The following is a 25,007-nucleotide window of genomic DNA, read 5'->3' on the forward strand; positions in this document are numbered from 1 at the left end:
TTCTTATTTTTTACCTTTATTTTTTGCTCCAGCATGACCTCTAAAAGATCTAGTTGGTGAAAATTCTCCTAATTTGTGACCTACCATGTTCTCAGTTACGTATACCGGTACAAATTGACGACCGTTGTGAACTGCGATAGTTTGACCAACAAAATCTGGAGTAATCATAGAAGCTCTAGACCAAGTCTTAACCACTCCTTTGTTTCCACCTGCTATGTTTTCCTGAACTTTCTTATCTAACTTATAATGAACGAAAGGTCCTTTTTTTAATGAACGTGCCATATCTTATTATTTCTTTCTACGTTCTACGATATACTTATTACTCGGGTTTTTCTTAGAACGAGTTCTATAACCTTTAGCTGGTATTCCATTTCTTGAACGTGGATGTCCACCAGAAGAACGTCCTTCACCACCACCCATTGGGTGATCGACAGGGTTCATTGCAACAGGTCTTGTTCTAGGTCTTCTTCCTAACCATCTAGTTCTACCAGCTTTTCCTGATACTACTAATTGATGATCTGAATTCGATACAGCTCCAATTGTAGCCGAACAAGTCAACAAGATCAATCTTGTTTCTCCAGATGGCATTTTAATTGTCGCATATTTTCCATCTCTTGCCATTAACTGAGCAAAAGTACCAGCTGAACGAGCAATTACTGCTCCTTGACCTGGACGTAACTCGATGCAAGAAATAACAGTTCCTAGTGGAACTCTACTTAAAGGCAAAGTATTACCAATTTCAGGTTGAGATTCTGGACCAGAAACTAATTTCTGACCAACTTTCAAGCCGTTTTGTGCAATAATATATGTTTTCTCACCATCAGCATAAGCTAATAATGCGATAAAAGCAGTACGATTTGGATCGTACTCAATTGATTTTACCGTAGCAGGAATACCATCCTTAGCACGTTTAAAATCAATAATACGATATCTCTGCTTGTGACCACCACCCGTATAACGCATGGTCATCTTTCCTTGACTATTTCTACCTCCAGAGTTTTTTATCGGCGCTATCAAAGAGCGTTCCGGCTTATCAGTTGTAATGGCGTCATAACCATTCACAACTCTAAATCGCTGACCTGGGGTAATAGGTTTTAATTTTCTTACTGACATTTTATCTTAGATATTGTTGTAAAAATCAATTGTTTCTCCTTCTTGTACTTGAACAATTGCTTTTTTGATTGCATTTGTCTTTCCACTGATCAAACCACTTTTAGTGTATTTTGTAGTTCTATCCGGTCTTACGTTCATTGTGTTCACACTCAAAACAGTTACTCCATAAGCAGCTTCAACAGCTTTCTTAATCTCAACTTTGTTTGCTTTTCTGTTCACAACGAATCCGAAGCGGTTTAAAACTTCACTTTCTTTGGTTACTTTTTCCGTTACTATAGGCTTAATTATGATGCTCATATCCTATTATTTACTTAAATTTTCTTCAATTACCTCCAAAGAACTCTCTAAAAGAACTAAATTATTAGCATTTAAAATATCATAAGTACTTAATTCTAAGCTACTTACAACATTTGAACCCTTCAAATTACGTGAGGACAAATATACATTTTTATTGGTATCACCCAATACAAATAATGATTTTTTATTTTCTAACTCTAAAGCTTTCAAAACGTTAATGAAATTTTTAGTGTTTGGAGTTTCAAAATTAAAGTCTTCAAGAACGATAATGTTTGACTCTTTAGCTTTAAGTGAGAAAGCCGATTTTCTTGCCAAACGCTTCAAGCTTTTATTCAATTTGAATGAATAACTTCTTGGTCTAGGTCCAAAAACAGTTCCACCACCTTTAAACAATGGATTCTTTGCACTACCCGCACGAGCAGTACCAGTTCCTTTTTGTTTTTTAATCTTACGTGTACTTCCCGCTACTTCAGCTCTTTCTTTAGCTTTGTGCGTTCCTTGTCTTTGATTAGCAAGATATTGCTTCACATCAAGGTATACAGCGTGTTTGTTTGGTTCGATACCAAATACTGAATCAGAAAGTTGCACTTTTCTTCCAGTATCTTTTCCGTTGAAATCTAATACTTTTGCTTCCATTACTTCTGAATGATTACATAAGAGTTGTTATGACCAGGAACACATCCTTTAATAACAAGTAGGTTCTTCTCAGCAACTACTTTTAAAACTCTAAGGTTTTGAACTTTTACATTGTCTCCTCCCATTCTACCAGCCATACGCATTCCTTTGAATACTCTAGATGGATAAGAAGAAGCTCCCACAGAACCTGGCGCTCTTAAACGGTTGTGTTGACCGTGAGTTGCTTGACCAACACCACCAAAACCGTGACGTTTTACAACCCCTTGAAAACCTTTACCTTTAGATACACCTTGTACATCTACAAATTCTCCTTCAGCAAAAATAGAAACATCAATAAGATCTCCTAATTTTTGTTCAGTTGCAAAATCTTGGAATTCAACGACTTTTTTCTTAGCAACAGTTCCCGCTTTTTTAAAGTGACCTAAAGCCGCTTTTGTGGAATGTTTCTCGTTTTTGTCATCGAAACCTAGTTGCAACGCTTCATACCCGTCAACACCTTTGGTTCTGACTTGGGTAACAACGCATGGACCTGCTTCGATTACTGTACAAGGAATGTTTTTCCCGTTTTCGTCGAAAATACTAGTCATGCCGATTTTTCTACCAATTAACCCAGACATAAATATTAATTATTAATTACTAAAACTCCCTTCAATTTGAAAACAACAGAAGCTTTCAAACAGGGAGTGCAAAAGTATATATTAAAATCGAATATACCAAACAGTTACAAAAATTAAATACCTCATTATCACAATTAAAGAAAACAAAAAACAGAAAACAAAAAATCTTACAATGAAAAATCAGGTTACAAAAGCAGTATTTGCCAATCAGAAAAACCTAAAAATAAAGTTGAGAAAAACCATCAAAACACCCGAATAACAAGGGATTACCAAATTTTTCACCAAAAAAAAATAATAAAAAGGCAAATAAAAAAACATAAAAAAAAGCGAAACATTTCTGTTTCGCTTTTTTATTTAAAATATAAAAAAATTATACTTTTATTTCAACTTCTACTCCACTTGGCAATTCAAGTTTCATTAAAGCATCAATAGTTTTTGATGAAGATGAATAAATATCAATCAATCTCTTGTATGACATTACTTCAAACTGCTCTCTTGCTTTTTTGTTTACGTGCGGTGAACGCAATACTGTAAACAATTTTTTGTGAGTTGGCAACGGAATAGGACCAGTTACAACAGCACCAGTAGTTTTTACTGTTTTTACAATCTTCTCAGCAGACTTATCTACCAACATGTGATCGTAAGATTTTAATTTTATTCTGATTTTTTGACTCATTTTCTTAAAGATTAAGCGTTTCCTTTTGCTTTTTTGATTACTGCCTCTGAAATGTTAGAAGGCGTTTCTGAATAGTGAGAAAATTCCATTGTTGAAGTTGCACGACCTGAAGACAATGTTCTTAATGTTGTTACATATCCAAACATTTCAGATAATGGCACATCAGCTTTGATAGTTTTAGCTCCATTCCTGTCACCCATATCATTCACTTGACCTCTACGACGGTTAATATCACCTACGATATCTCCCATGTTTTCTTCTGGAGTAATAACCTCCATTTTCATAATTGGCTCTAAGATTACAGCTCCAGCAGCTTTAGCTACTTCTCTATAACCCATTCTTGCCGCTAATTCAAAAGAAAGTGCATCAGAATCCACAGGGTGGAAAGATCCATCTAATAAAGTAACTTTCAAACTATCTACTTGGTATCCTGCTAAAGGACCTTGTTTCATAGCTTCACGGAAACCTTTTTCTACAGAAGGAATATATTCTTTAGGAACGTTACCACCTTTTACTTCATTTACAAACTGCAATCCAACAGGTACCTTACCGTCAACTTCATCAGCAGGCTCTAATCTAAACACGATATCACCGAATTTACCACGTCCTCCAGATTGTTTTTTGTAAGTTTCTCTGTGTTGCGCTGATCTTGTAAAAGCTTCTTTGTATTCAACTTGAGGCTCACCTTGATTTACTTCAACTTTGAATTCACGTTTCATTCTGTCAACCAAGATATCTAAGTGAAGCTCACCCATACCTGAGATAATAGTTTGTCCCGAAGCCTCATCAGTTCTCACTGTAAATGTTGGATCTTCTTCAGCTAATTTAGCTAAAGCCATACCCATTTTATCAACGTCAGCTTTAGTTTTTGGCTCAATAGCGATACCAATTACCGGTGCAGGGAATTTCATTGACTCAAGTATGATTGGATGTTTTTCATCACACAATGTATCTCCAGTTTTGATATCTTTAAATCCAACTGCCGCTCCAATATCACCTGCCTCAATATATTCGATTGGGTTTTGTTTGTTTGCGTGCATTTGGTAGATACGCGAAATTCTCTCTTTATTACCAGAACGTGTATTCAATACGTAAGAACCTGCATCTAAACGACCTGAGTAAGCACGGAAGAAAGCTAAACGACCTACGAATGGGTCAGTAGCAATTTTAAACGCTAAAGCAGCAAATGGCTCCTTAACATCTGGCTTACGCAAGATTTGAGTTTGATCTTCTTCTAATAATTCAGCATCATCAGGGTGAATTCCTGAAATACCTTCTTTATCCATTGGAGATGGCAAGTATTTACATACTGCATCTAACATGAACTGAACTCCTTTGTTTTTGAAAGAAGAACCTGCAATCATAGGAATGATAGCCATATCCATAGTTGCAGCTCTAAGCGCATTGTTGATCTCTTCTTCTGTAATAGAATCTGGATCTTCCATGTACTTGTCAAGTAAATTCTCATCGTAATCAGCTACTGCTTCGATAAGAATGTCTCTGTACTCTTTTACTTCATCAACCATATCAGCTGGGATATCGATGATATCAAAAGTTGCCCCTTGAGTAGCATCATGCCAAACGATAGCTTGATTTTTAACCAAATCAACAACACCTTTAAAATCATTCTCTTCGCCAATTGGCAAAGTGATCGCTACAGCGTTTGATTTTAACATGTCTCTTACTTGCTGACAAACTGCCAAAAAGTTAGATCCTTGACGGTCCATTTTATTAACGAATCCCATACGTGGAACTCTGTATTGATCAGCTAGTCTCCAGTTAGTTTCTGATTGTGGCTCAACACCATCTACAGCACTAAATAAAAACACTAAACCATCTAATACACGTAATGAACGGTTTACCTCTACGGTAAAGTCAACGTGACCAGGAGTATCAATAATGTTAAAGTGGTAAGGTTTAGATTCTGGCAATGCTTTACCTTGCTCTGTTGGAAAATTCCACTCACAAGTAGTAGCAGCAGATGTAATAGTAATACCTCTTTCTTGCTCCTGAGCCATCCAGTCCATAGTTGCAGCACCATCGTGTACTTCACCTATTTTGTGTGATTTACCAGTATAAAAAAGGATACGCTCAGTTGTTGTTGTTTTACCAGCATCAATGTGAGCAGCAATTCCAATATTTCTTGTATATTTTAAGTCTCTAGCCATTTCTTACGAATTAAAATCTAAAGTGAGAGAAAGCTTTGTTAGCTTCTGCCATTTTGTGAGTATCCATTCTTTTCTTAACAGCAGCTCCTTCTTCTTTAGCTGCAGCTAAACACTCTGAAGCTAATCTTTGAGCCATTGACTTTTCGTTTCTTCTTCTTGAATAAAGAATTAACCATTTCATCGCCATAGAAATTTTTCTATCTGGACGAATTTGCATTGGAATTTGGAATGTAGCTCCACCCACTCTACGTGAACGAACCTCTACGTGAGGCATAACATTTGTTAATGCATCTTTCCAAATTTCTAGTGATGATTTTTCAGCATCTTGTTTTTTAGACTCAATGATGTCAATTGCATCATAAAATACTTTAAACGCTGTCGATTTTTTTCCATCCCACATTAAGTTGTTTACGAAACGTGTTACCAGTTGATCATTAAATCTTGGATCTGGTAAAAGTGGTCTTTTCTTTGCCGCTCTTTTTCTCATGTCTTTTTTTTAATAAAATACATACGCACGCAAAACCATCAGGCCTTGCTACATACAAACTTTAAATTACTTTTTTGCTTCTTTTGGGCGTTTTGCTCCGTACTTAGATCTTCTTTGCGTTCTTCCTGCTACTCCTGACGTATCAAGTGCACCACGAACGATGTGATATCTAACTCCTGGTAAATCTTTTACCCTTCCACCCCTAACTAATACTATCGAGTGCTCTTGTAAATTGTGTCCTTCACCTGGGATGTAAGCATTCACTTCATTACCATTTGTCAAACGTACACGCGCAACTTTACGCATTGCAGAGTTTGGTTTTTTTGGTGTTGTAGTGTAAACACGCGTACAAACCCCTCTTCTTTGAGGACAAGAATCTAAAGCAACCGATTTACTCTTCTTAGTTATCTGAGTTCTTCCTGTTCTTACTAATTGTTGAATTGTTGGCATAATTAATACTAAAAATTTCTTATTATATTAAATTCCCGCTTTTTACGGGGTTGCAAATGTATTTATTTTTTTTGAGATTACAACATCATTTGAATTTATTTTTAAGAGCAAATAATTGTAAGTCAAAGATCTTTAACTAACAATGACAATCATTTTCTTATTTTAACATTCAAAAACATACTAACTGAGACCAAAAATGTCATAAATTTGATTTCGAAAAGGGAGAAAATAAGATTTCTGGCTCATCATAAAATACAAACTCAATTGAAAAATAATTTATTGCTGCTGCTTTTTCTCCTTTGTACAACCACAATGAGTGCGCAACCACTTTATCTACAATTCAAAACAGCGACATCCGAAAAGAAAATACTACCAGACTCTTTACTCGGCCTGAAGAAACATACAAACCTTCAGTCCATCGAAAAAAGAGTTAACACGATCAACCAGCAATTAATCAAAAAAGGATTTTTAGATAGCAATGTTCAAACAGCAGTGAAGATAAATGACAGTGTATACAATAGCACTATCTATTTGGGGGATAAAATCGAATACATCACCATATTTGCACCCACTAATTTTGAAATACCTCCTTTTAGCAAAACTAAAAATTCACACCTGCTAGCCTACGAAAACTTAGACTTGTTTTTAAATAGCATACTTACAACTTTTGAGCAAAAAGGCAATGCACTTGCAAATATAAGACTTAAGAACATCGAACGAAAGAAAAATTATCTGCAAGCTGAACTTGAAATTTACAAAAGCTCGAGTAGAAAATTAACGAATATCACTGTAGAACAAGCAAACAATCTGCAACTACCAAAAAATCTCTTGACTCAAATCAAAAAGAAATATTTAAACAAAACCTACAATAAAGAAACATTAACCAACATATACAACCAATTTGAAACATTAGGATTTGCACAAAACAGCAAATACCCAGAAGTACTACTTACAACCGATTCAACTGCAGTGTATGTCTACCTAGAAAAACAAAACGCAAACACTTTCGATGGCTTTATCGGATTTCGAAATAACGATGCTCAAAAAATTCAACTCAACGGATATGCTAACATCGAATTACAAAACATACTTAAAAGAGGCGAAAAAATTCAAATCAATTGGAAAAGCGACGGTCAAGATCAAAAAACATTTGACGCAAGCGCTGAATTACCATTTATTTTCAACTCTCCAATCGGTCTAAAAACAGAACTGAACTTATTCAGACAAGACAGCACGTTTCAAAATACCAAAACCATGATCGCTGCAACATATGAAATAAAATCACGACAAAAAATAACAGTTGGATATCAAACCACAACATCAAGTGACATCCAAAATATAAACAGCACAGCAATTAATGATTATTCAAACTCCTTTTTAACTATCGGATACAACTATATATCAACTACTAAACAATCAAACAATACAGAACCCAATCAACTAACAGTAAATTTCGGTTTAGGGAAGAGAGACTTAAATAACACATCGAACCCAGAAACACAAAAACAATTTTCAACAAGTATTAACTGGACCTACAACATAACACTTTCTCAAAAAAATAATATCATTTTAAAATCAAATAGCTATTTGTTACGAAGCAAAAATATTTTACAAAATGAATTATACCGTTTTGGCGGATTTAACAGTTTAAGAGGGTTTAACGAAAATAGCCTACAAGCATCAATGGCAACTGTACTACAAACTGAATTCAGAACCACCCTAAACACTCAATTGTACTTTCACAGTATTTTAGACTATAGCCTCGCAAAAGACAAATCCTCCTCATTGTCAAGCAACAGCACTAGATCAAGACTAGGCACTGGTTTCGGGATCGGACTTCAAACATCAAACGGACTTTTAAGACTAGCGTTTGCAAACGGAGCAACGTTAGAAGAAAAATTCAATTTTCAAAACAGCATAATTCACTTGAGCTACAATGTTAAATTTTAAATTTTAACACTAAATGGTTTTACTATTATTAGGAATGTTAAGAAATTATTAAGAGTTTTGCGAGACTAATTCAAAATATTAAAAAATGAAACTAAAGTTCAATGGAATCTTAGTGCTTTTATTAGCACTAATGGCGCAGATAACTTTTGCGCAAGAGAGAGCGGTTTCAGGAGTTGTCTCTGACAATGCAGGCTTACCTATACCAGGAGTAAGCGTATTGGTTAAAGGAACAAAATCTGGAACACAAACTGATTTTGATGGAAAATTTACTATCAAAGCAAGTGCAAGTCAAGTATTAGTATTTAGCTATGTTGGGATGAAAACCCAAGAGCTAGCTGCTAGTTCTACAAATTTAAAAATTACACTGAAAGACGACTCAGTTGAACTTGAAGGTGTAATTGTTACCGCAATGGGTATCAAAAGAAAGCCGAAAGAACTTTCTTATGCGGTAGAAAACATCAAAAGCGAAGATTTAACTAAAACAAGAGCCGTAAACGTTGCTACAGCATTATCTGGTAAAGTTTCTGGTTTGCAAGTTAACGTTGTAAACAATGGTGTAAATCCAAGTACAAGAGTTGTACTTAGAGGTAACAGATCTTTGTTAGGTAACAACGAAGCATTGATCGTTATTGACGGATTCCCATCTGCAAGAGGAGTACTTGACAGAATTAACCCAAATGACATTGACAACGTAACCATCCTTAAAGGTGCCAACGCATCTGCATTGTATGGTTCAGAAGCTTCAAATGGTGTCATGATCATTACAACTAAAAAAGGAAATGGTAAACTTTCTATCAACTACAACAGCTCTTTACAATTAGAGCAAGTAGCTTACTTGCCTAAAGTACAAAGCGAATTTGGAGTTGGTGGCTTCCCTGACGGAACACTTTACCCATTGGAAAACGTAAACTGGGGACCTCGTTTTGACGGAAGACTAGTTGACGCAAGTGAAACATTCGATGACGGATCAGTATGGCAAGTTCCTTTTACACCTGTAAAAAACAACATCCGTAACTTTTTTGATACAGGAGTTTCTGCTAGACACGGTATCACATTTAAAGGTGGTGACGAAAATAGCGACTTTTTATTCTCTATTGACCAAACAAATACAACAGGAACTGTACCAAACGATACGTACAACAGAACAAACGTACGTTTAAAAGGTAGCAGAAAATACAATAAATTAACTGTTGGAGGAAACGTAAGTTTCTTTAGAGCTCACTCAAACCAAGTAAGTGAAACAGCAGGAAGACAAGGAAGACCAGTATACTGGAACGTATTAAATACGCCATTACACATTCCTTTAGATCAAATGAAAAACTGGAGAACAGGACAATTTACTAGAAACGAGGTATCTTTCTACAGATTCTACGAAAACCCTTACTTTATTCTTGACACTCAAAGAGAGAAAAACGATTATACTGAGTTCAATGTACTTTCGAACATTGATTACAAATTTACAGACTATTTAACATTATCTGTTAATACCGGATACACTTCATTTTCAGAAGATTTCAAAAGAGAGTTCGGAGCATTTACATACGCTTTTGAATTAGCTAACACTTACTCTTCAATGGATCCTTACGGAGCAAGTACTGCGTCAAGAATAGGAATTGGACAGCGTTTAAATAACGATATCATCTTGAAATTCGACAAGAGCTTAAGTGAAGACTTTAACTTAAAAATTAGTGCTGGAGCAAACACACGCTTAACATCGTCAGCAAGTGTCAACGTTAGTGGTAACAACTTAACTATTCCAGATTTTTATAATGTAGGAACTAGAACTGGTGAATTACTTGGAGGTGAAGATAAATTTTTATTCAGAAGACAAGGTGTTTATGGAGAATTAACTTTAGGGTATAAAGATTATTTATTCCTTACTGCTACAGCTAGAAATGATTGGTCATCTTCATTACCAATTCAAAACAGATCGTTCTTTTACCCTAGCGCAGGTTTATCATTTCTTGCAAGTGATGCCTTCCCAAGCATCAAAAGCGATAACGGAATTGACAATTTAAAAGTTACGTTCAACGTTGCAAGAGTCGGTAACGATGGTGGCGCACCATATGTTACGAAAGCCATTTTCTCAACACCAGTAGGATTCCCTTACGGAGCTACTACAGGTTTATCTCAAGGCCCAAGAGATCCTGATCAAAATTTAAGTCCGGAATTTACATTATCAAAAGAATTTGGCATAGAACTTGGCTTGTTTAAAAACAGATTGATTTTCAATGGAAATATCTACCAAACAAATTCTACTGACCAAATTGTACCTATCAACACCTCATTGGCGTCTGGAGCTTCAAGCATTTTGACTAACATTGGTGAAATTGAAAACAGAGGTTTGGAACTTGATTTAAAAGGAACAATCATTAAAACAGCTGATTTTGGTTGGAAAATGGGAGTAAACTACTCTGGAATTAAATCTGAAGTAAAATCTTTATTTGACGGTGTCGAAGAAGTAAGTATTGGTGGATTTGCTGATGCTGAAATCGTTGCAAAAGTTGGGGAATCATACCCATTAATCAAAACTAGTTCATACTTAAGAGATTCTGAAGGAAGAGTAATTGTTGGCGACAATGGTAACCCAATCAAAGATTCTCAAAACAGAACACAAGGACAAACTGCACCTAAGTATATTGTAGGTTTAAACACTACACTTACATACAAAAATTGGACTTTATATGCTGTTGCTGATTACAGAACCGGACACGTATTTTACAACAACTTAAATGATGCCTTGGAGTTTACAGGATTAACGCAACACAGCGCCTCAGCAGGTAGACAACCTTTCGTATTTCCTAACTCATCTTACTCTGATGGAAATGGCGGATTTGTAGCAAACAACAACCGTTTGACTGCAAGCGGTGGAAATGCTTTCTGGGATGAATACAACACAGTGAAAGAAAATTATGTTGTTGATGCAACTACACTAAAACTAAGAGAGGTTTCTTTGAACTATGATTTCAATTCTGACTTCATCAAAAAAGCGGGTATCGATGCATTGAGCATTGGTTTCTTTGGTAGAAACTTACTTACCTTAAGACCGAAAGAAAATACAACAACAGATCCTGAATTTAACTTCACTACAGGAAATGCAGTAGGAGTTGGTACTCAAGCACAAACTCCACCAACAAGACAATTTGGGGTAAACCTAAACTTAACTTTTTAATACCTAAAAACATGAACATAGTAAAAATCATAAAATCATGTACACTGCTAACTTTAGCAGCCGTGATGACTGCAAGTTGCAGTGATTATTTAGATGTAGACACCAATCCAAATAACCCTGGTATTTCAACTCCTGGCTTAACATTACCAGTAGCACAAAGAGATCTTGCAAGTTTAAATGCAACTCAAATGACCTACTTAGGTCAATATATCGCATATAACTGGGCAACACCATCAAACTGGTCGTCAAATCAAGAATTTTCAAGATACACTGTAAACTCTGGATTTTATGCTGGAATTTTTGAAACGTCTTATGGTACAATCTTTAGAGATTTAACATACGTTCAAAATTACACCGATCCTGCTGGTTCAACTGATTATAGCGCTTACAAATCAATCGCTACAATCTTAAAAGGTTTTCAATACCAATACCTTGTTGACCTTTACGGAAATGTACCTTACACAGAAGCTAATTTAAGAGCAGGAAACATCACTCCTAAGTATGATGATGCACAAACTGTATACAAAGCAGTTATTGCTGAATTAACAACGGCTGCTACTACAGCACTTAGTGTACCTGCTAATGCGGAGAATCCACATGAAAAAGACATCATCAATGGTGGTGACATGACAAAATGGGCTCAATTCGCAAACACTGTAAAACTGAGAATGCTAGTACGTTTAAGCAACACCAACCAAGATGCTTACATTCGTGCACAAATAGCATTAATTGATGCAAACGGAGCAGGATACATTACAAGTGATATTGCTGCTAATCCTGGTTATGTAGATGATACTAACAAACAAAGCCCATTTTTCGGATACTTCAGAAGACCATCAACTGGTTTAGAAACTGACAGAGGAGATTTTACTGTAGCATCTGACTATACAGTTGGATACTTAACTACAACAAATGACCCAAGATTATCTAGACTTTATGCTGGAGCTACAACGGGAGGCGCTTTCAAAGGTGCTCCTCAAACAACAACGCTGCCAGGTACTGGATTCACATCTAGAGACTTAGCAAAAGTTGGTCCTGGATTATTGGTGAGTGCTACTCAAAACCAAACGATTATGTCGTTACCAGAAAGTTTATTACTTCAAGCTGAGGCCATTTCTAGAGGCTACATAGCAGGTGGTGATGCTGCTGCAAAAGCGAAATACGAACAAGCAGTACGTGCTTCATTTACAAGATTAGCTGTTCCTAATGCTGCTACTGCTGCAACAACTTATTTAGCACAAGATATCCCTAACGTTTCATGGGATTCATCGCCAAACAAAGTTCAAGCGATTATTACCCAAAAATGGGTTGCATTAAACGGTACATCATCTATTGAATTGTGGATTGAGAAAACAAGAACAGGTTTCCCTGCAAACTTACCACAACCTGCAGAAGGTGGAGGAAAGAGACCAGTAAGACTTTTATATCCTTCTTCAGAGATTTCAAGAAACTCTCAAAATGTACCAGCACAAACAGCTGCATCAGCATTCAATGATAATCCATTCTGGAAATAAAATATATAATTATGAAAAAGTATTTATTATCTAAAACCATAGCAGCGATCGTACTTGCAGTATCTTTTACTTCATGTGATGCTATTTTAGACCAAGACGAAACAGACTTTGGAAAAGGTCCAGTTTTGACAACATTTGCACAAACGGCAACAGAAGTGAACATCATTAAAGATGCAGCAAACACTCCAAAAACATTTAGTTTTGACATCTCTTACGCAGGCGGTAAAAACGTTGCTTTAGACAGAGATGTTACCGTAACTATAGCTACTAAATCTACTTCAGAAGCGAAAGAAGGAGTAGAATTTGAACTACCTGTGAAAACATTTACAATTCCTGCAGGGCAAACAAGCGCTCAAGCATCTGTAAAAATTCTAACTGGTGGTTTGGTACCGTTTGATTTTAAAGATATTGTTTTAGAAATCGTTGACTCATCAGAGTCAGTTGCAGAAAACAATACGATTACTATCACAGTGAAAGCACTTGGAGCAAACAGTTTAGCAGGTAGATATGAAGTGTTAGAAGGAACTTACTTCAGAATTGGAGTAAATACTCCAGGGAGTGCTTCACCAGTTGGAGCGACGCGTGTAATTGAAGCGTTAAGCGAAACTTTATACAAGCATACTGAATATGTTGGTAATTTCTCTGGAAACAACTGGTATTTTACAGTTGACGCCAATAACAAAGTAACTGTTTTAACAAAGGATCCTTTTACAGGCGAGCCAACATTATTAAACGGTGTTGCAGCAATTTCTTGTGAAACAAATCCAACAAGCTTGACACTTTCTAAATGTGGAACTTCTAATGTTGTCGAAAGAACAAACAACAGAAAAGACGTCATTAAACTTACTGTTGGATACAATCCAGCTGCACCAAGAGAATTCTATGAAGTAATTCGTAGATTGGAGTAATCAACTCTTGATTTTGATTAATAAGCCACCCCTTATCGGGGTGGTTTTTTTTTGACCATAATCCTCGAAAAACAAAAGTTAAAAATCCTGCAAACCCAAGCCCCACTACTTTGTAACCAAAAAAAAAATTTAATACAAATCCAAAATTACATTACAAAGAATGCCTAAATCATACCTTAACTGAAAAGAAAATTCAATTACAAATAACACTAAAAATCAAAAGTTACTTATAAGAAACATCAATAACTAACTCACAATTTCATATCCGAAACCTTTTGACATATAATTGCCATTAGCGCAAAAAACAAGGGTAACCAGTAGAAGTAAAAGCCCTGAGGTAAAATTTACCTTACATTAAAAACATTGTAAATCACAATTAATACCATTAATCACAATAATTTTTGTTAAAAAACAAATTATCACAATTTAATTAGGAAAGTTAACAAATAATTAAGAGTTTTGCTTCACTAATCAAAACAATTAAATAATGAAACTAAAGTTCAATGGATTTTTAGTACTACTAACAGTACTATTAGCGCAACTAACCTTTGCGCAAGAGAGAGCAGTTTCGGGAACTGTGACGGACAATTCAGGCATGCCAATACCAGGCGTAAGTGTTTTAGTCAAAGGAACCACAACTGGAACTCAAACTGACTTTGACGGAAAATTTTCTATCAAAGCAAGCCCAACTAGCATCATTTTGTTCAGTTTTATTGGGATGAAAAATCAGGAGGTTGTTGCGAAATCAGCAAACCTAAATGTTAAAATGCAGAACGAAACTACAGAACTTGAAAGTGTAGTAGTAACTGCACAAGGTATTAAAAGAGAGAAAAAATCACTTGGCTATGCCGTTAGTGAAATCAAATCTGCAGCAATTGAACAAAGAGCTGAGGGCGATGTAGCCAGGGTTTTAACTGGAAAAGCATCCGGTGTTATCATCAACCAAACCAGTGGTATTTCTGGTTCTGGTACAAGTATTAACATTAGAGGACTGAATTCAATCTCTGGAAACACACAGCCATTATTCATTGTGGATGGAGTTCCATTCTCAAGTGATACAAATGCATCTGGAAACTTTGCCGATGGAAACTCAGGGTCAAGCCGTTTTCTTGATTTAGATCCTAATAACATCGCAAACGTAAATATCCTAAAAGGTTATGCTGCCACTACCCTATATGGTACAGCAGGACGAAATGGAGTAATTTTAATCACTACCAAAGGTGGTTCAACTAAAAAAGGAAGTAAGAAAAATGAAATAACAGTAAACCAATCCTTGTTTTTTAATGAAATAGCTTCTTTACCAGATTATCAAAATACTTTTGGAAATGGATTCGACCAAGCATATGGAAACTTCTTTTCAAATTGGGGACCAGGATTTTATAAAGATGGCTTAGGTGGCTATGCAGCAACAGGATCAGGTATCGCCGCTGATGGAACCATTTTACACCCTTATAGTAGACCTGCGCTAGCGTCTGTTTTTCCAGAATACCAAGGCTTACGTATACCATATAAACCTGCCACTAATAACGTCAAAGATTTTTTTAGAACTGGAGCTGTAGTTAATACTAGTGTAAACTTAGCAGGTGCATCTGAAAACGGAAACACTTCTTATAATTTCAACTTTGGAAACTTAAATGATGAAGGGTTTACTCCTGGAAATGTTTTGCAAAGAACTTCATTTAGTGCGGGAGGAAGATCTAAATTGAGTAATAAATTTACCATAAGCGGAACAATGAATTTCTCAAGAACTGATTTCACAACTCCACCAGTAGCAAGAAGTAACGGTTCAGGTGTTGCCGGTTCAGGTTTGTCTATTTTTGCTGATATTTTCTACACACCTCGAAATGTTGATTTGCAAAACTGGCCATCACAGCATCCTATAACTGGAGCAAACTTAAGCTATCGTTCTGGAAACGATATTGTGAATCCATATTGGACTCTTAACAACTCATCAATAAACCAATTAACGCACAGAACATTTGGAAACACTGCATTGGAATATGAAATAAACAGCCACTTAAAATTAAACTACCGTTTAGGATTTGACTTCTATAACGAAAGAAATAGCTCTTATACAAATGTTGGTGCTCCTAGAGGACCGGTTTTAGGAAACTATAGAACAGTTGACAACAACAATTTGATCTGGGATCACAACTTGATGCTAAATGGAAACTATGATTTAACAGACGAAATTGGACTTAACTTTACTGCGGGTGCTACTTCAAGATATCAATCTTATGACAGACAAGGAGTATTTAGTGAAGGCCAACAAGTTTTTGGAATTCAAAGACATTATAACTTTAGCACTCAATCACCTATTCAATATACCGAAAACAAAAACATCGTTGGGATTTATGGATTGGCTGAGTTCAATTATCAAAAATACTTGTATGTAAATTTGTCAGCTAGAAAAGACTGGGTTTCTAACACGTTTATCAACAGTATAATTTACCCAGCAGGAAGCATCTCTTTTATTCCAACAGAAGCTTTCTCTTCAATGACAAGTAACAAAGGATTAAACTTCTTAAAATTACGTGCTAGTTATGGAACTTCTGCAGGATTCGCAGATTCATACCCAGTTGCTAATACTATTGAAGGAAATCCTAGAGCATTTTCAGATATTAACGGCGTCATAAGCGCTTCACAACAGGCAAGTTCACGCTTAGGAAATAGTAACCTACGACCTGAATTACTTAGTGAATACGAATTTGGATTTGATTCGAAATTTTTTGATAACAGAATTGGCTTAAATGCTTCCTATTTTTTAAGAGAAACAAAAAATTTAATTACCGAAACACCTATTGATCCATCAAGTGGTTTCTTATCTACTTTTACTAATATTGGACTATTGAAAGGTAATGGTTTAGAAATTGAACTTGATCTTCACCTAGTGAAAAATGACGATAAAGGATTCAATTGGGACTTATCAACAAACTTTTTCAAGGGAGAAATGATTGTAAAAGATCTTGGTGAATTAGAAAGAATTACAACGGCAGGTTTTACCAACCTAGGTAACCAAGCTATCGAAGGCCAACAAGTTGGCGTTATGGTTGGGTCTAGAGTTAAAAGAGATGCTAATGGTAATTTTGTAGTTAACAGCGTGGGTGATTACGCTATTGAAGCAGGTCCATTTATCATTGGAAACCCAAATCCTGACTTTACGTTGAATACTACTAACATATTCACTTTCAAGAATTTTAATTTAAACTTCTTGATTAGCTATGTAAGTGGTGGTGACGTTTACTCACAAACTACTGCCGCGTTGCTAGGTAGAGGTTTAACTACCGATACTGTTGACAGATTACAAACGTTCATTTTACCTGGCGTAAAAGAAGACGGAACACCAAACGATATTCAAATCAACAACTCAACATACTACTTTAACAATATTGCTTTCGGACCGGACGAACTTAGCGTTTACGACGGATCTGTAGTACGTTTAAACGAGGTATCATTGGGCTACACATTACCAACTAAATTTTTAGAAAAAACACCTTTCGGTTCACTTAGTTTTAGCGTAGCAGGTTATAACTTGTACTATAACGCATTCAACACTCCAAAAGGCGTAAATTTTGATCCAAACGTTGTTGGTACCGGAGTAGGAAACGGAAGAGGTTTCGATTTCTTAAACGGGCCGAGCGGTAAAAGATATGGTTTTAGTATAAAAGCTTCTTTCTAAAAAACACACATGAACATTATGAAAAAAATATTAAAAACAGCAGGTTTACTTATTGCATTAATAAGTATCGTGACTTTCTCCTCGTGCGAAACCACAAACCTTGAATTAACAGAAGATCCGAACGCATTACCGGAAACTGCAGCCAATCCAGACTTATTGTTAAACAAAGTACAAACAGAGTTTGCAGTAGCAATGCAAAGTTTCGGTACAGTTGGAGCAGAAGTGAGCCGATTAAAATACATGTTTGGTAGAAGTTATCAAGATGACGCCTACTCGGCAAGCACATTTAACGGTACTTGGGCAAGTGCTTATGCAGTAATTTTGAAAAACAATCGTTTAATAGCTCCTATTGCTGAAGAAAAAGGTTTAACCAAGCACATCGCTATAGGTCAGGTAATCGAGGCATACACCATTGTGACTCTTGTGGATTATTTTGGAGATATTCCTTACTCTGAAGCAGTAAGCACAACAAACCTTACTCCAAAACTGGACGCTGGTAAAGATGTATATGCTGCAGCCTTAACATTATTAGATAAAGCAATTGTAAATTTCAATGCAACTTCAACAGCGTCTCCCGCAATAGATTTTTATTATAACAAAAACTGGGCGACTTGGATTAAATTAGCAAATACTTTAAAATTAAAAATCTATTTACAGTCTAAACTTGTTGATCCAACTGCAATAACTAAATTCAATGCCATTATTTCATCAGGTTCTTTCATTGGTACAGGAGAAGATTTTGAATTTAACTGGGGTATTAGCAATTCAAATCCTGACTCCAGACATCCGCTTTACATTGCCAATTACACTCCTTCAGGAATAGAAGATGGTTACCAAGCTAACTGGTTGATGAATGAAATGAAAAACGGAAAAACAACTCAGGATCCAAGAATGAGATACTACTTCTACAGACAAGTAAACACAGTTCCTGTGAGTGAGCAAGACTTAAGATGTACTGTGGAGCCTGCACCTGCACACTATGCAGCTGGCGGTTATGTCTATTGTCGTATTGACTCTGACCAAGGATATTGGGGAAGAGATCATGGAAATGACGAAGGAATTCCAAATGACAGACAAAAACGCACTGCTGTTGGTGTTTATCCAGCTGGTGGTAAATTTGATGACAATACTTTTAGAGCAATAAACGGCCTTACGTTTGGTGCTGCTGGAGGTGGTATAACGCCAATCGTATTAGCATCTACAGTTGATTTTTGGAGAGCTGAAGCAGCTCTATCTACAGGAGGGACTGGTGATGCTAGAGCATTTATGACCGCAGGTATCCAAAAATCCTTGACTAAAGTAAGAGGATTTATTACTAGGGATAAAACTGCAATTGCCTCTTTTGCACCAGCTTTAAGCGCAGACACAAATTATATAAATGCTGTAACAGACAAATATAATGCTGCAACAAGTAACGCCGAAAGACTAGATGTTGTAATTACAGAGTTTTTTATATCACTTTTTGGAAATGGTACAGATGCTTACAATGCCTACCGCAGAACGGGATTTCCTAGAAGAATTCAACCAAACATAGACGAAAAAGCAGATGGTTTCATTCGTTCATTCTTATATCCCGCAGATGTAACTGGTACTAATCCAAACATTAAACAGAAAGCTAAAGTAACGCAACGTGTTTTCTGGGATACTAATCCTGAAACAGGTTTCCCATTTGGTAACTAAAAAAAATAAATCATGAAAAAATTAATAAAATACCTTAGCGTTGTAGTTCTATCTACTTATTTATTCTCATGTAGTGAGGGAGATAATCCTGTAGACTTTGTTTTAGAAAACACTGTAAATGGTGGTGGAGCACTTCGCACAATTAAAGTAGACAACCCTAGTATCGCTCTTGGAGATGCAAACGCTAAGTTTCAAGTAACCCTAGAAGTTCAAGACAAAAACGATGGCAAGGATACTGAAAGAGTTGATGTTTACGTTTCATTTGTTGACAATTCTGCCGGAAATGGTACAAATCCAAAAGCTGAAGGACTACTTAAATCAATTGCGGCAGCAAACTTTACAGCTGGAACAAGAGAATTACCTCAAGCTGTTATCAGTGTAACTATAGCAGAATTGAAAACTAAACTTGGCTTAACTGATGCACAGTACACTGGTGGAGATCAATTTGTAATTCGTTTGGCACAAGTTTTAAAAGACGGGCGTGTATTTACAAGATCTAATTCAAACACCAACGTAGTTGGAGGCGCTTATTTTGCATCTCCATTTCAGTACAGTGCCAATGTGGTTTGTCCTATAACAGAGAGTCTAGCTGGTACGCATACGTACGTTACTACAAACATGAAGGCTGCAGGAGCGGCTTGCGGGACATCAGTATCTGGAACCGTTCGATTTACTGAGACTGCAACACCAGGCGTTTACGCTATAAGTGATTTATCATTTGGAATGTTCGGATCTTCGTGCTACGGTGACAATCCAGCGAACAGTGCTGGCTCAAGAGTTACTTGGTTTTGTAATAATTTAGTTGCCAGTGGTACAGACCAATATGGTGACTCATACACTTACACCATTACAGCTGCTTCAGGCAACACAATTACTTTAAACTGGAGAAGTACTTATAACGATTCAGGTACAACTACACTTACAAGACAAGGCGGAGCCAACTGGCCAGCAATCTTTACACGCTAAAAAAGTGATGAATTTTACAACTAAAACCACCCCTTTTTCGGGGTGGTTTTTTTTTATATCTTTGCCTCATGGAAAAAGAACATCAAATATTTGGAATAAGAGCAATAATCGAAGCCATACAATCTGGCGCAACGGTTGACAAAGTATACATTCAAAAAGAAGCTAGTAGCGAACTCATGAAAGACTTAATGAAAGTCATGAAGCGCGGTAATATTAACTTCTCTTACGTTCCTGTCGAAAAACTCAACCGCTTAACACCAAACAATCACCAAGGTGCGGTGGCTACCATCTCTCCTATTTCATTCTTTGACTTAGAAACATTAATTGAAACTGTAATTGAAAACGGCAAAAAGCCTTTGTTTTTGATATTAGATCAAATATCTGACGCACGTAATTTTGGTGCAATTATAAGAACCGCAGAATGCACTGGTGTTAATGGAATAATTGTTCAAAAAGCAGGTTCAGCACCTGTAAATGGTGACACTGTTAAAACCTCAGCAGGAGCAGTTTTTAACATTCCAATTTGTAAAGTAGAACATATTAAAGACGCGCTTTTTTTACTGCAAGCTAGCGGAATAAAGACAGTCGCAGCCACTGAGAAAACGGACCAAAACATCTACGATATAGCCTTAAATGAGCCAGTGGCTATCATCATGGGTTCTGAGGATAGAGGTGTAAACCCATCTGTTTTAAAACTAGTTGATGAAAAAGCTAAACTACCAATGTTTGGAACCATAGGATCATTAAATGTGTCTGTAGCTTGTGGTGCTTTCTTATATGAAGCGGTGAGACAACGTCAATAAATACTAAAATCACAATATATAAAATGAACTATTGCTCCGGCTCTAGTTCATTTTTTTGTTTTACATGATATACTACCAATGCATTTGAAGTAAAATAAGATAAACTTGTAGCTTGTTCATCAATTATTTCTAGCTCTTCAATAGGTGGTAAGTTCACAAAATTTCCATCAGCATCAAACCGTTGCATAAACTTATCTTCGGATGGGTCATAGTCCGGTTTTTCCCATTCGTATTTTGGTGTTTTTTTAAACTTTGGCGTTGCAAAACTAACCGCCAAGAAACAGCCCGTTAGCAATCCGGACAAATGCCCTTCCCACGAAATAGACTGCCCTTCTATACCGTCAGGCATAGGAAAAACGTACCAAACCAACCCACCATACACAACAATGATAGCTAATGAGAGTGCTACTAATCGGTAATATCTAGTTTGAATTCCTTTAAAAAAAATAAAACTGAACAATACATAGATTAATCCGCTAGCGCCAATATGGTAACTCGACCGACCAATTAACCATGTCAACAGTCCTGAACCTAAGATTCCAAGTACAATCACCTTGTTTGCTTGACTTGCATAAAAAAACTGTATCGCAGCCAACAAAACAATCAACGGAATTGTATTGTTATACAGATGTTCCAAGTCAGCATGAATAAATGGACTGAACAGCACTCCTTGCAAACCTAAAAAAGAGCGAGGCAAAATTCCATTTTCTACAAAATCAAAATCGAATCGAATTTGTAACCAATAAACCAACCAAATCGCAAAAACAAAAGCAAAAGGAAACCAGAATACTTTATGAGTGTATCTAAAATCTTTATCCATTTCAAATTGAATTATAGAGATTATACTTCAAAAATGTATCCAACACCATCAAGCGTGCTATTTTGTCAGCAATACAATATAAAACTAATTATTATGAGAAAAACCATTTTTAAATTTCTAATAAAGACAAGCGTCATATCAATCCGCACTATTAAATCATTGAACATATAGACTTCAAATATCATTCACTTTTAATAAAAATAGTAATTTTACATTTTAATTTAAATCGTTACATTTTCCCAAAAGTGAGCGATTTGTAAGCAAACAAACGTCAATGGAAGCTCCACTTGCAGAACGCATTCGCCCTCAAAAACTGGAGGATTACATCAGCCAACTACACCTTGTAGGACCTGAAGGGTCATTAACGCAACAGATCAACCGTGGCAGTATTCCCTCTTTAATATTTTGGGGACCGCCTGGAACGGGTAAAACTACCTTGGCACAGATCATAGCACAAGAATCAAAACGTCCGTTTTATATCTTGAGCGCTATAAATTCTGGTGTAAAAGATATCAGAGATGTGATTGAAAAAGCCAAGCAAAGTGGAGGACTATTCACCGCTAAAAACCCAATTCTTTTTATTGATGAGATTCATCGCTTTAGCAAGTCGCAGCAGGATTCGTTGTTAGCCGCTGTCGAGAAAGGTTGGATTACACTTATTGGTGCTACAACTGAAAACCCGAGCTTTGAAGTAATTCCTGCACTTTTGTCGCGTTGTCAGGTTTATATTTTAAATGCTTTTACAAAAAAAGATTTAGAATCTTTGTTGGAACGCGCCATCAAACAAGACAAAATACTCGCAACCAAAAATATTGTTTTACAAGAAACAGAAGCTTTACTGCGACTTTCTGGTGGCGATGGTCGAAAATTATTGAATATCTTTGAGCTAGTGATTAATGCCTCAGCATCTGAAAATGTTACTATAACCAATGATCTCGTTTTTTCGCTGGTACAACAAAACACTGTGTTGTATGATAAAACAGGTGAACAGCATTATGATCTTGTATCCGCTTTTATTAAATCTATTCGAGGGAGCGATCCTAATGGAGCAGTTTATTGGCTAGCACGAATGATCGAAGGTGGCGAGGATGTAAAATTTATTGCAAGACGGATGCTTATTTTATCGAGTGAAGATATTGGTAACGCTAACCCTACGGCTTTTATCATGGCGAATAACACTTTTCAGGCCGTAAGCACTATTGGCTATCCTGAGAGTAGAATTATACTTAGTCAGTGTGCAGTTTATTTGGCTACTTCGCCAAAAAGTAACGCATCTTACCTGGCCATTGGTACGGCGCAGCAACTCGTCAAACAAACTGGGGATTTACCCGTTCCAATTCATTTGCGAAATGCACCAACCAAACTTATGAAAGAACTTGGTTATGGAGAAGAATACAAATACTCTCATGATTACGCCAATAATTTTGCAGAACAAGAATTCTTACCTGATGCATTGAGCAATACTCCAATTTATGTTCCTGGGAATAACTCGAGAGAAAACAGTATTCGTGAATTTTTAAAAAATCGCTGGAAGGACAAATACGGATATTAAAAATATAAAAAAAGCCAGAAATTATTCTGGCTTTTTTATTGTGTGATAATTGTGAAACTTAAAATTTGACGTTTACTTTTTCGGATAATAAAACCTCATTTTTATAATATTCAAAATACCATTGTCCGTCTTTTAAAAGTAAAGAACCTTGCAATTCTCCTTTGATTGCAATAAATGAGTTAGGCTGAGAAGTTTTCATTAATTTCATCACTACTTTCGGAGTACTATCAATCAATTGAAACCCGGTCGCTGTTGCTTGCGCATACAGCAAATCAGCACCTGAAGTCATAGCTGCTGTGGAAGCAGAAGCAGGAGCAACAACAACCTCGCTCGACTTTGGAGCGCTCATTTGCTCCGCCGGTTTTGCGACAACTGTTTCTTGAGCAACTACTGATGTACCACTATACTGATATCCTAACGCTAAAATCGATTCGAACGCTTCATTTAAAGATTCCGTGTAAGCGACTTTATAATCTTTCTCCTTACTCTTTCCAACTTCGGATTCGAAAATCACCTTTTCATTACAATCTTTTAATTGTACGACTAATTTCGTAATCAAAAAATTACTTTGATTGAGTACTGTAGCGTACAACAAATTACAACGGTCATTAAAACTACTTGGAATACTTTCTTTATTGTAAAACGCCTTAAATCCCGCTTTTTCCAAATTAAACTTGGTCAAAGTATTGAGTCGGTATTGATTATCAAGTTTAAGCCAATCATATTTAACAGGAACAATAACAGCTTTGTAATCATTGATAGACTGGGCTTTAGACAAGCTACAAACCAACGTAAGGGCAACTAATAAATATTTTTTCATGATTATAAATGTTTTTTTAGGTCTAATAAATGAGTTATGTGTTTGATGTCATTAGGAACTTCTAGCTGTGCTTCATTAAAATAAATTGCATCTAAACCCGCATTAAGTGCTCCGTAAACATCGGCCTCCAAGCTATCACCAATCATCACACTACGCTCTTTTGTGGTCTTAGCCACATCTAATGCGTAGTCAAAAATCGCAGTATTTGGTTTTTTTACGCCCGCCAATTCACTATTGGTTAAGGTTTTAAAATACTTTACTAAATTAGCATTTGCCATCTTTTTTTCTTGCACTTTAGCAAAACCGTTGGTAATAATGTGAAGCTCGTATCGCTCGGAAAGGTAATCTAAAATTTCAAAAGCTCCTTCAAATAAATGATTGTTATCTGGTAGAAGAGCAATGTAGTCATTCGCTACGATTTCAATTTCAGTATCAGTGATGTGAAAACCAATAGCATCAAAGGACTGCTTTAATCTGTTATAACGCAATTCGTCGTGCGTAATTTTGTCAAACTGATATAATTTCCAACATTCTTGGTTAATGGGAACATAATGCTCAATAAAATGTGCTGTTTGTACCTCAGGAAAACGATTTTTAAATATTTTATCAAATGTAAGTTCTGAGTTTTTATCAAAATCCCACAAGGTGTGATCAAGGTCAAAAAAAACATCAGTTATATTGTTATTTTTCATGGTGCAA

The 25,007-nt window shown here is 36.1% G+C and carries 21 protein-coding genes; 9 read left to right on the forward strand and 12 right to left on the reverse strand.

All coding sequences use genetic code 11. The features are described from left to right. Positions 1-3: 3 nt before the first annotated feature. From rpsS to rpsL, 9 genes are all read right to left on the reverse strand, one after another. On the reverse strand, positions 4-282 hold the full coding sequence (gene rpsS, locus L1S34_RS12635; protein WP_007136562.1) for a 30S ribosomal protein S19: 279 nt from the start codon (positions 280-282) through the stop codon (positions 4-6). A 6-nt stretch (positions 283-288) separates the two neighbouring features. Then, the gene (rplB, locus tag L1S34_RS12640) at positions 289-1,113 is read right to left on the reverse strand and encodes a 50S ribosomal protein L2 (RefSeq protein ID WP_166138158.1); all 825 of its coding nucleotides are present in this window, start codon (positions 1,111-1,113) and stop codon (positions 289-291) included. A 6-nt stretch (positions 1,114-1,119) separates the two neighbouring features. Beyond that, positions 1,120-1,410, reverse strand: coding sequence for a 50S ribosomal protein L23 (gene rplW / locus L1S34_RS12645; RefSeq protein ID WP_166138155.1), 291 nt, complete (start codon positions 1,408-1,410; stop codon positions 1,120-1,122). Positions 1,411-1,416: 6 nt separating this feature from the next. Further along, positions 1,417-2,046, reverse strand: coding sequence for a 50S ribosomal protein L4 (rplD, locus tag L1S34_RS12650; RefSeq protein ID WP_166138152.1), 630 nt, complete (start codon positions 2,044-2,046; stop codon positions 1,417-1,419). After that, positions 2,046-2,663, reverse strand: a complete 618-nt coding sequence (rplC, locus tag L1S34_RS12655; protein WP_072945403.1) for a 50S ribosomal protein L3 — start codon at positions 2,661-2,663, stop codon at positions 2,046-2,048. Before rplC ends, rplD begins: the two co-directional genes overlap by 1 nt. 370 nt (positions 2,664-3,033) lie before the next feature. Then, positions 3,034-3,339, reverse strand: coding sequence for a 30S ribosomal protein S10 (gene rpsJ / locus L1S34_RS12660; protein WP_007803605.1), 306 nt, complete (start codon positions 3,337-3,339; stop codon positions 3,034-3,036). A gap of 11 nt (positions 3,340-3,350) precedes the next feature. Next, complete coding sequence (gene fusA / locus L1S34_RS12665; RefSeq protein ID WP_236364306.1) at positions 3,351-5,507, reverse strand: elongation factor G; 2,157 nt, start codon at positions 5,505-5,507, stop codon at positions 3,351-3,353. 10 nt (positions 5,508-5,517) lie between these two features. Beyond that, a complete protein-coding gene (rpsG, locus tag L1S34_RS12670; RefSeq protein ID WP_166138146.1) occupies positions 5,518-5,994 on the reverse strand; it encodes a 30S ribosomal protein S7 in 477 nt (158 codons plus the stop codon). 66 nt (positions 5,995-6,060) lie between these two features. Further along, positions 6,061-6,444, reverse strand: coding sequence for a 30S ribosomal protein S12 (gene rpsL / locus L1S34_RS12675; RefSeq protein WP_007136570.1), 384 nt, complete (start codon positions 6,442-6,444; stop codon positions 6,061-6,063). A gap of 264 nt (positions 6,445-6,708) precedes the next feature. On the opposite strand from rpsL, the gene L1S34_RS12680 reads away from it, so the two are divergent. From L1S34_RS12680 to rlmB, 8 genes are all read left to right on the forward strand, one after another. Continuing rightward, positions 6,709-8,394, forward strand: a complete 1,686-nt coding sequence (locus L1S34_RS12680) for a BamA/TamA family outer membrane protein (RefSeq protein ID WP_236364307.1) — start codon at positions 6,709-6,711, stop codon at positions 8,392-8,394. A gap of 85 nt (positions 8,395-8,479) precedes the next feature. Next, positions 8,480-11,566: a SusC/RagA family TonB-linked outer membrane protein gene (locus tag L1S34_RS12685; protein ID WP_236364308.1), complete on the forward strand. Its 3,087-nt coding sequence runs from the start codon at positions 8,480-8,482 to the stop codon at positions 11,564-11,566. Positions 11,567-11,577: 11 nt separating this feature from the next. Next, positions 11,578-13,080, forward strand: a complete 1,503-nt coding sequence (locus tag L1S34_RS12690; RefSeq protein WP_210791223.1) for a SusD/RagB family nutrient-binding outer membrane lipoprotein — start codon at positions 11,578-11,580, stop codon at positions 13,078-13,080. Between the two features lie 11 nt (positions 13,081-13,091). Continuing rightward, positions 13,092-13,988 (forward strand): hypothetical protein, encoded by an 897-nt coding sequence (locus tag L1S34_RS12695; RefSeq protein ID WP_210791221.1) that lies wholly within the window; start codon positions 13,092-13,094, stop codon positions 13,986-13,988. 487 nt (positions 13,989-14,475) lie between these two features. Beyond that, positions 14,476-17,667 (forward strand): SusC/RagA family TonB-linked outer membrane protein, encoded by a 3,192-nt coding sequence (locus L1S34_RS12700; RefSeq protein ID WP_236364309.1) that lies wholly within the window; start codon positions 14,476-14,478, stop codon positions 17,665-17,667. Between the two features lie 18 nt (positions 17,668-17,685). Beyond that, positions 17,686-19,347 (forward strand): SusD/RagB family nutrient-binding outer membrane lipoprotein, encoded by a 1,662-nt coding sequence (locus L1S34_RS12705; RefSeq protein ID WP_236364310.1) that lies wholly within the window; start codon positions 17,686-17,688, stop codon positions 19,345-19,347. A 12-nt stretch (positions 19,348-19,359) separates the two neighbouring features. Then, positions 19,360-20,313 carry a hypothetical protein gene (locus L1S34_RS12710; RefSeq protein WP_166138125.1) on the forward strand — a complete coding sequence of 318 codons (954 nt, stop codon included), beginning with the start codon at positions 19,360-19,362 and terminating at the stop codon, positions 20,311-20,313. A gap of 68 nt (positions 20,314-20,381) precedes the next feature. Further along, a complete protein-coding gene (rlmB, locus tag L1S34_RS12715) occupies positions 20,382-21,116 on the forward strand; it encodes a 23S rRNA (guanosine(2251)-2'-O)-methyltransferase RlmB (protein WP_166138122.1) in 735 nt (244 codons plus the stop codon). Positions 21,117-21,144: 28 nt separating this feature from the next. On the opposite strand, the gene L1S34_RS12720 is transcribed toward rlmB, so the two are convergent. After that, positions 21,145-21,936, reverse strand: coding sequence for a rhomboid family intramembrane serine protease (locus L1S34_RS12720; protein ID WP_236364311.1), 792 nt, complete (start codon positions 21,934-21,936; stop codon positions 21,145-21,147). Between the two features lie 274 nt (positions 21,937-22,210). Between L1S34_RS12720 and L1S34_RS12725 the strand changes: the two genes are divergently transcribed. After that, entirely contained in the window at positions 22,211-23,488 is a 1,278-nt protein-coding gene (locus L1S34_RS12725) for a replication-associated recombination protein A (RefSeq protein WP_236364312.1), read from the forward strand. A gap of 58 nt (positions 23,489-23,546) precedes the next feature. On the opposite strand, the gene L1S34_RS12730 is transcribed toward L1S34_RS12725, so the two are convergent. After that, positions 23,547-24,308 (reverse strand): hypothetical protein, encoded by a 762-nt coding sequence (locus L1S34_RS12730; RefSeq protein ID WP_236364313.1) that lies wholly within the window; start codon positions 24,306-24,308, stop codon positions 23,547-23,549. A gap of 2 nt (positions 24,309-24,310) precedes the next feature. Then, positions 24,311-25,000 (reverse strand): YjjG family noncanonical pyrimidine nucleotidase, encoded by a 690-nt coding sequence (locus tag L1S34_RS12735; RefSeq protein WP_236364314.1) that lies wholly within the window; start codon positions 24,998-25,000, stop codon positions 24,311-24,313. Between the last annotated feature and the right edge of the window lie 7 nt (positions 25,001-25,007).

This window comes from Flavobacterium sp. K77, assembly GCF_021608205.1.
Classification (GTDB): Bacteria; Bacteroidota; Bacteroidia; order Flavobacteriales; family Flavobacteriaceae; genus Flavobacterium; species Flavobacterium turcicum.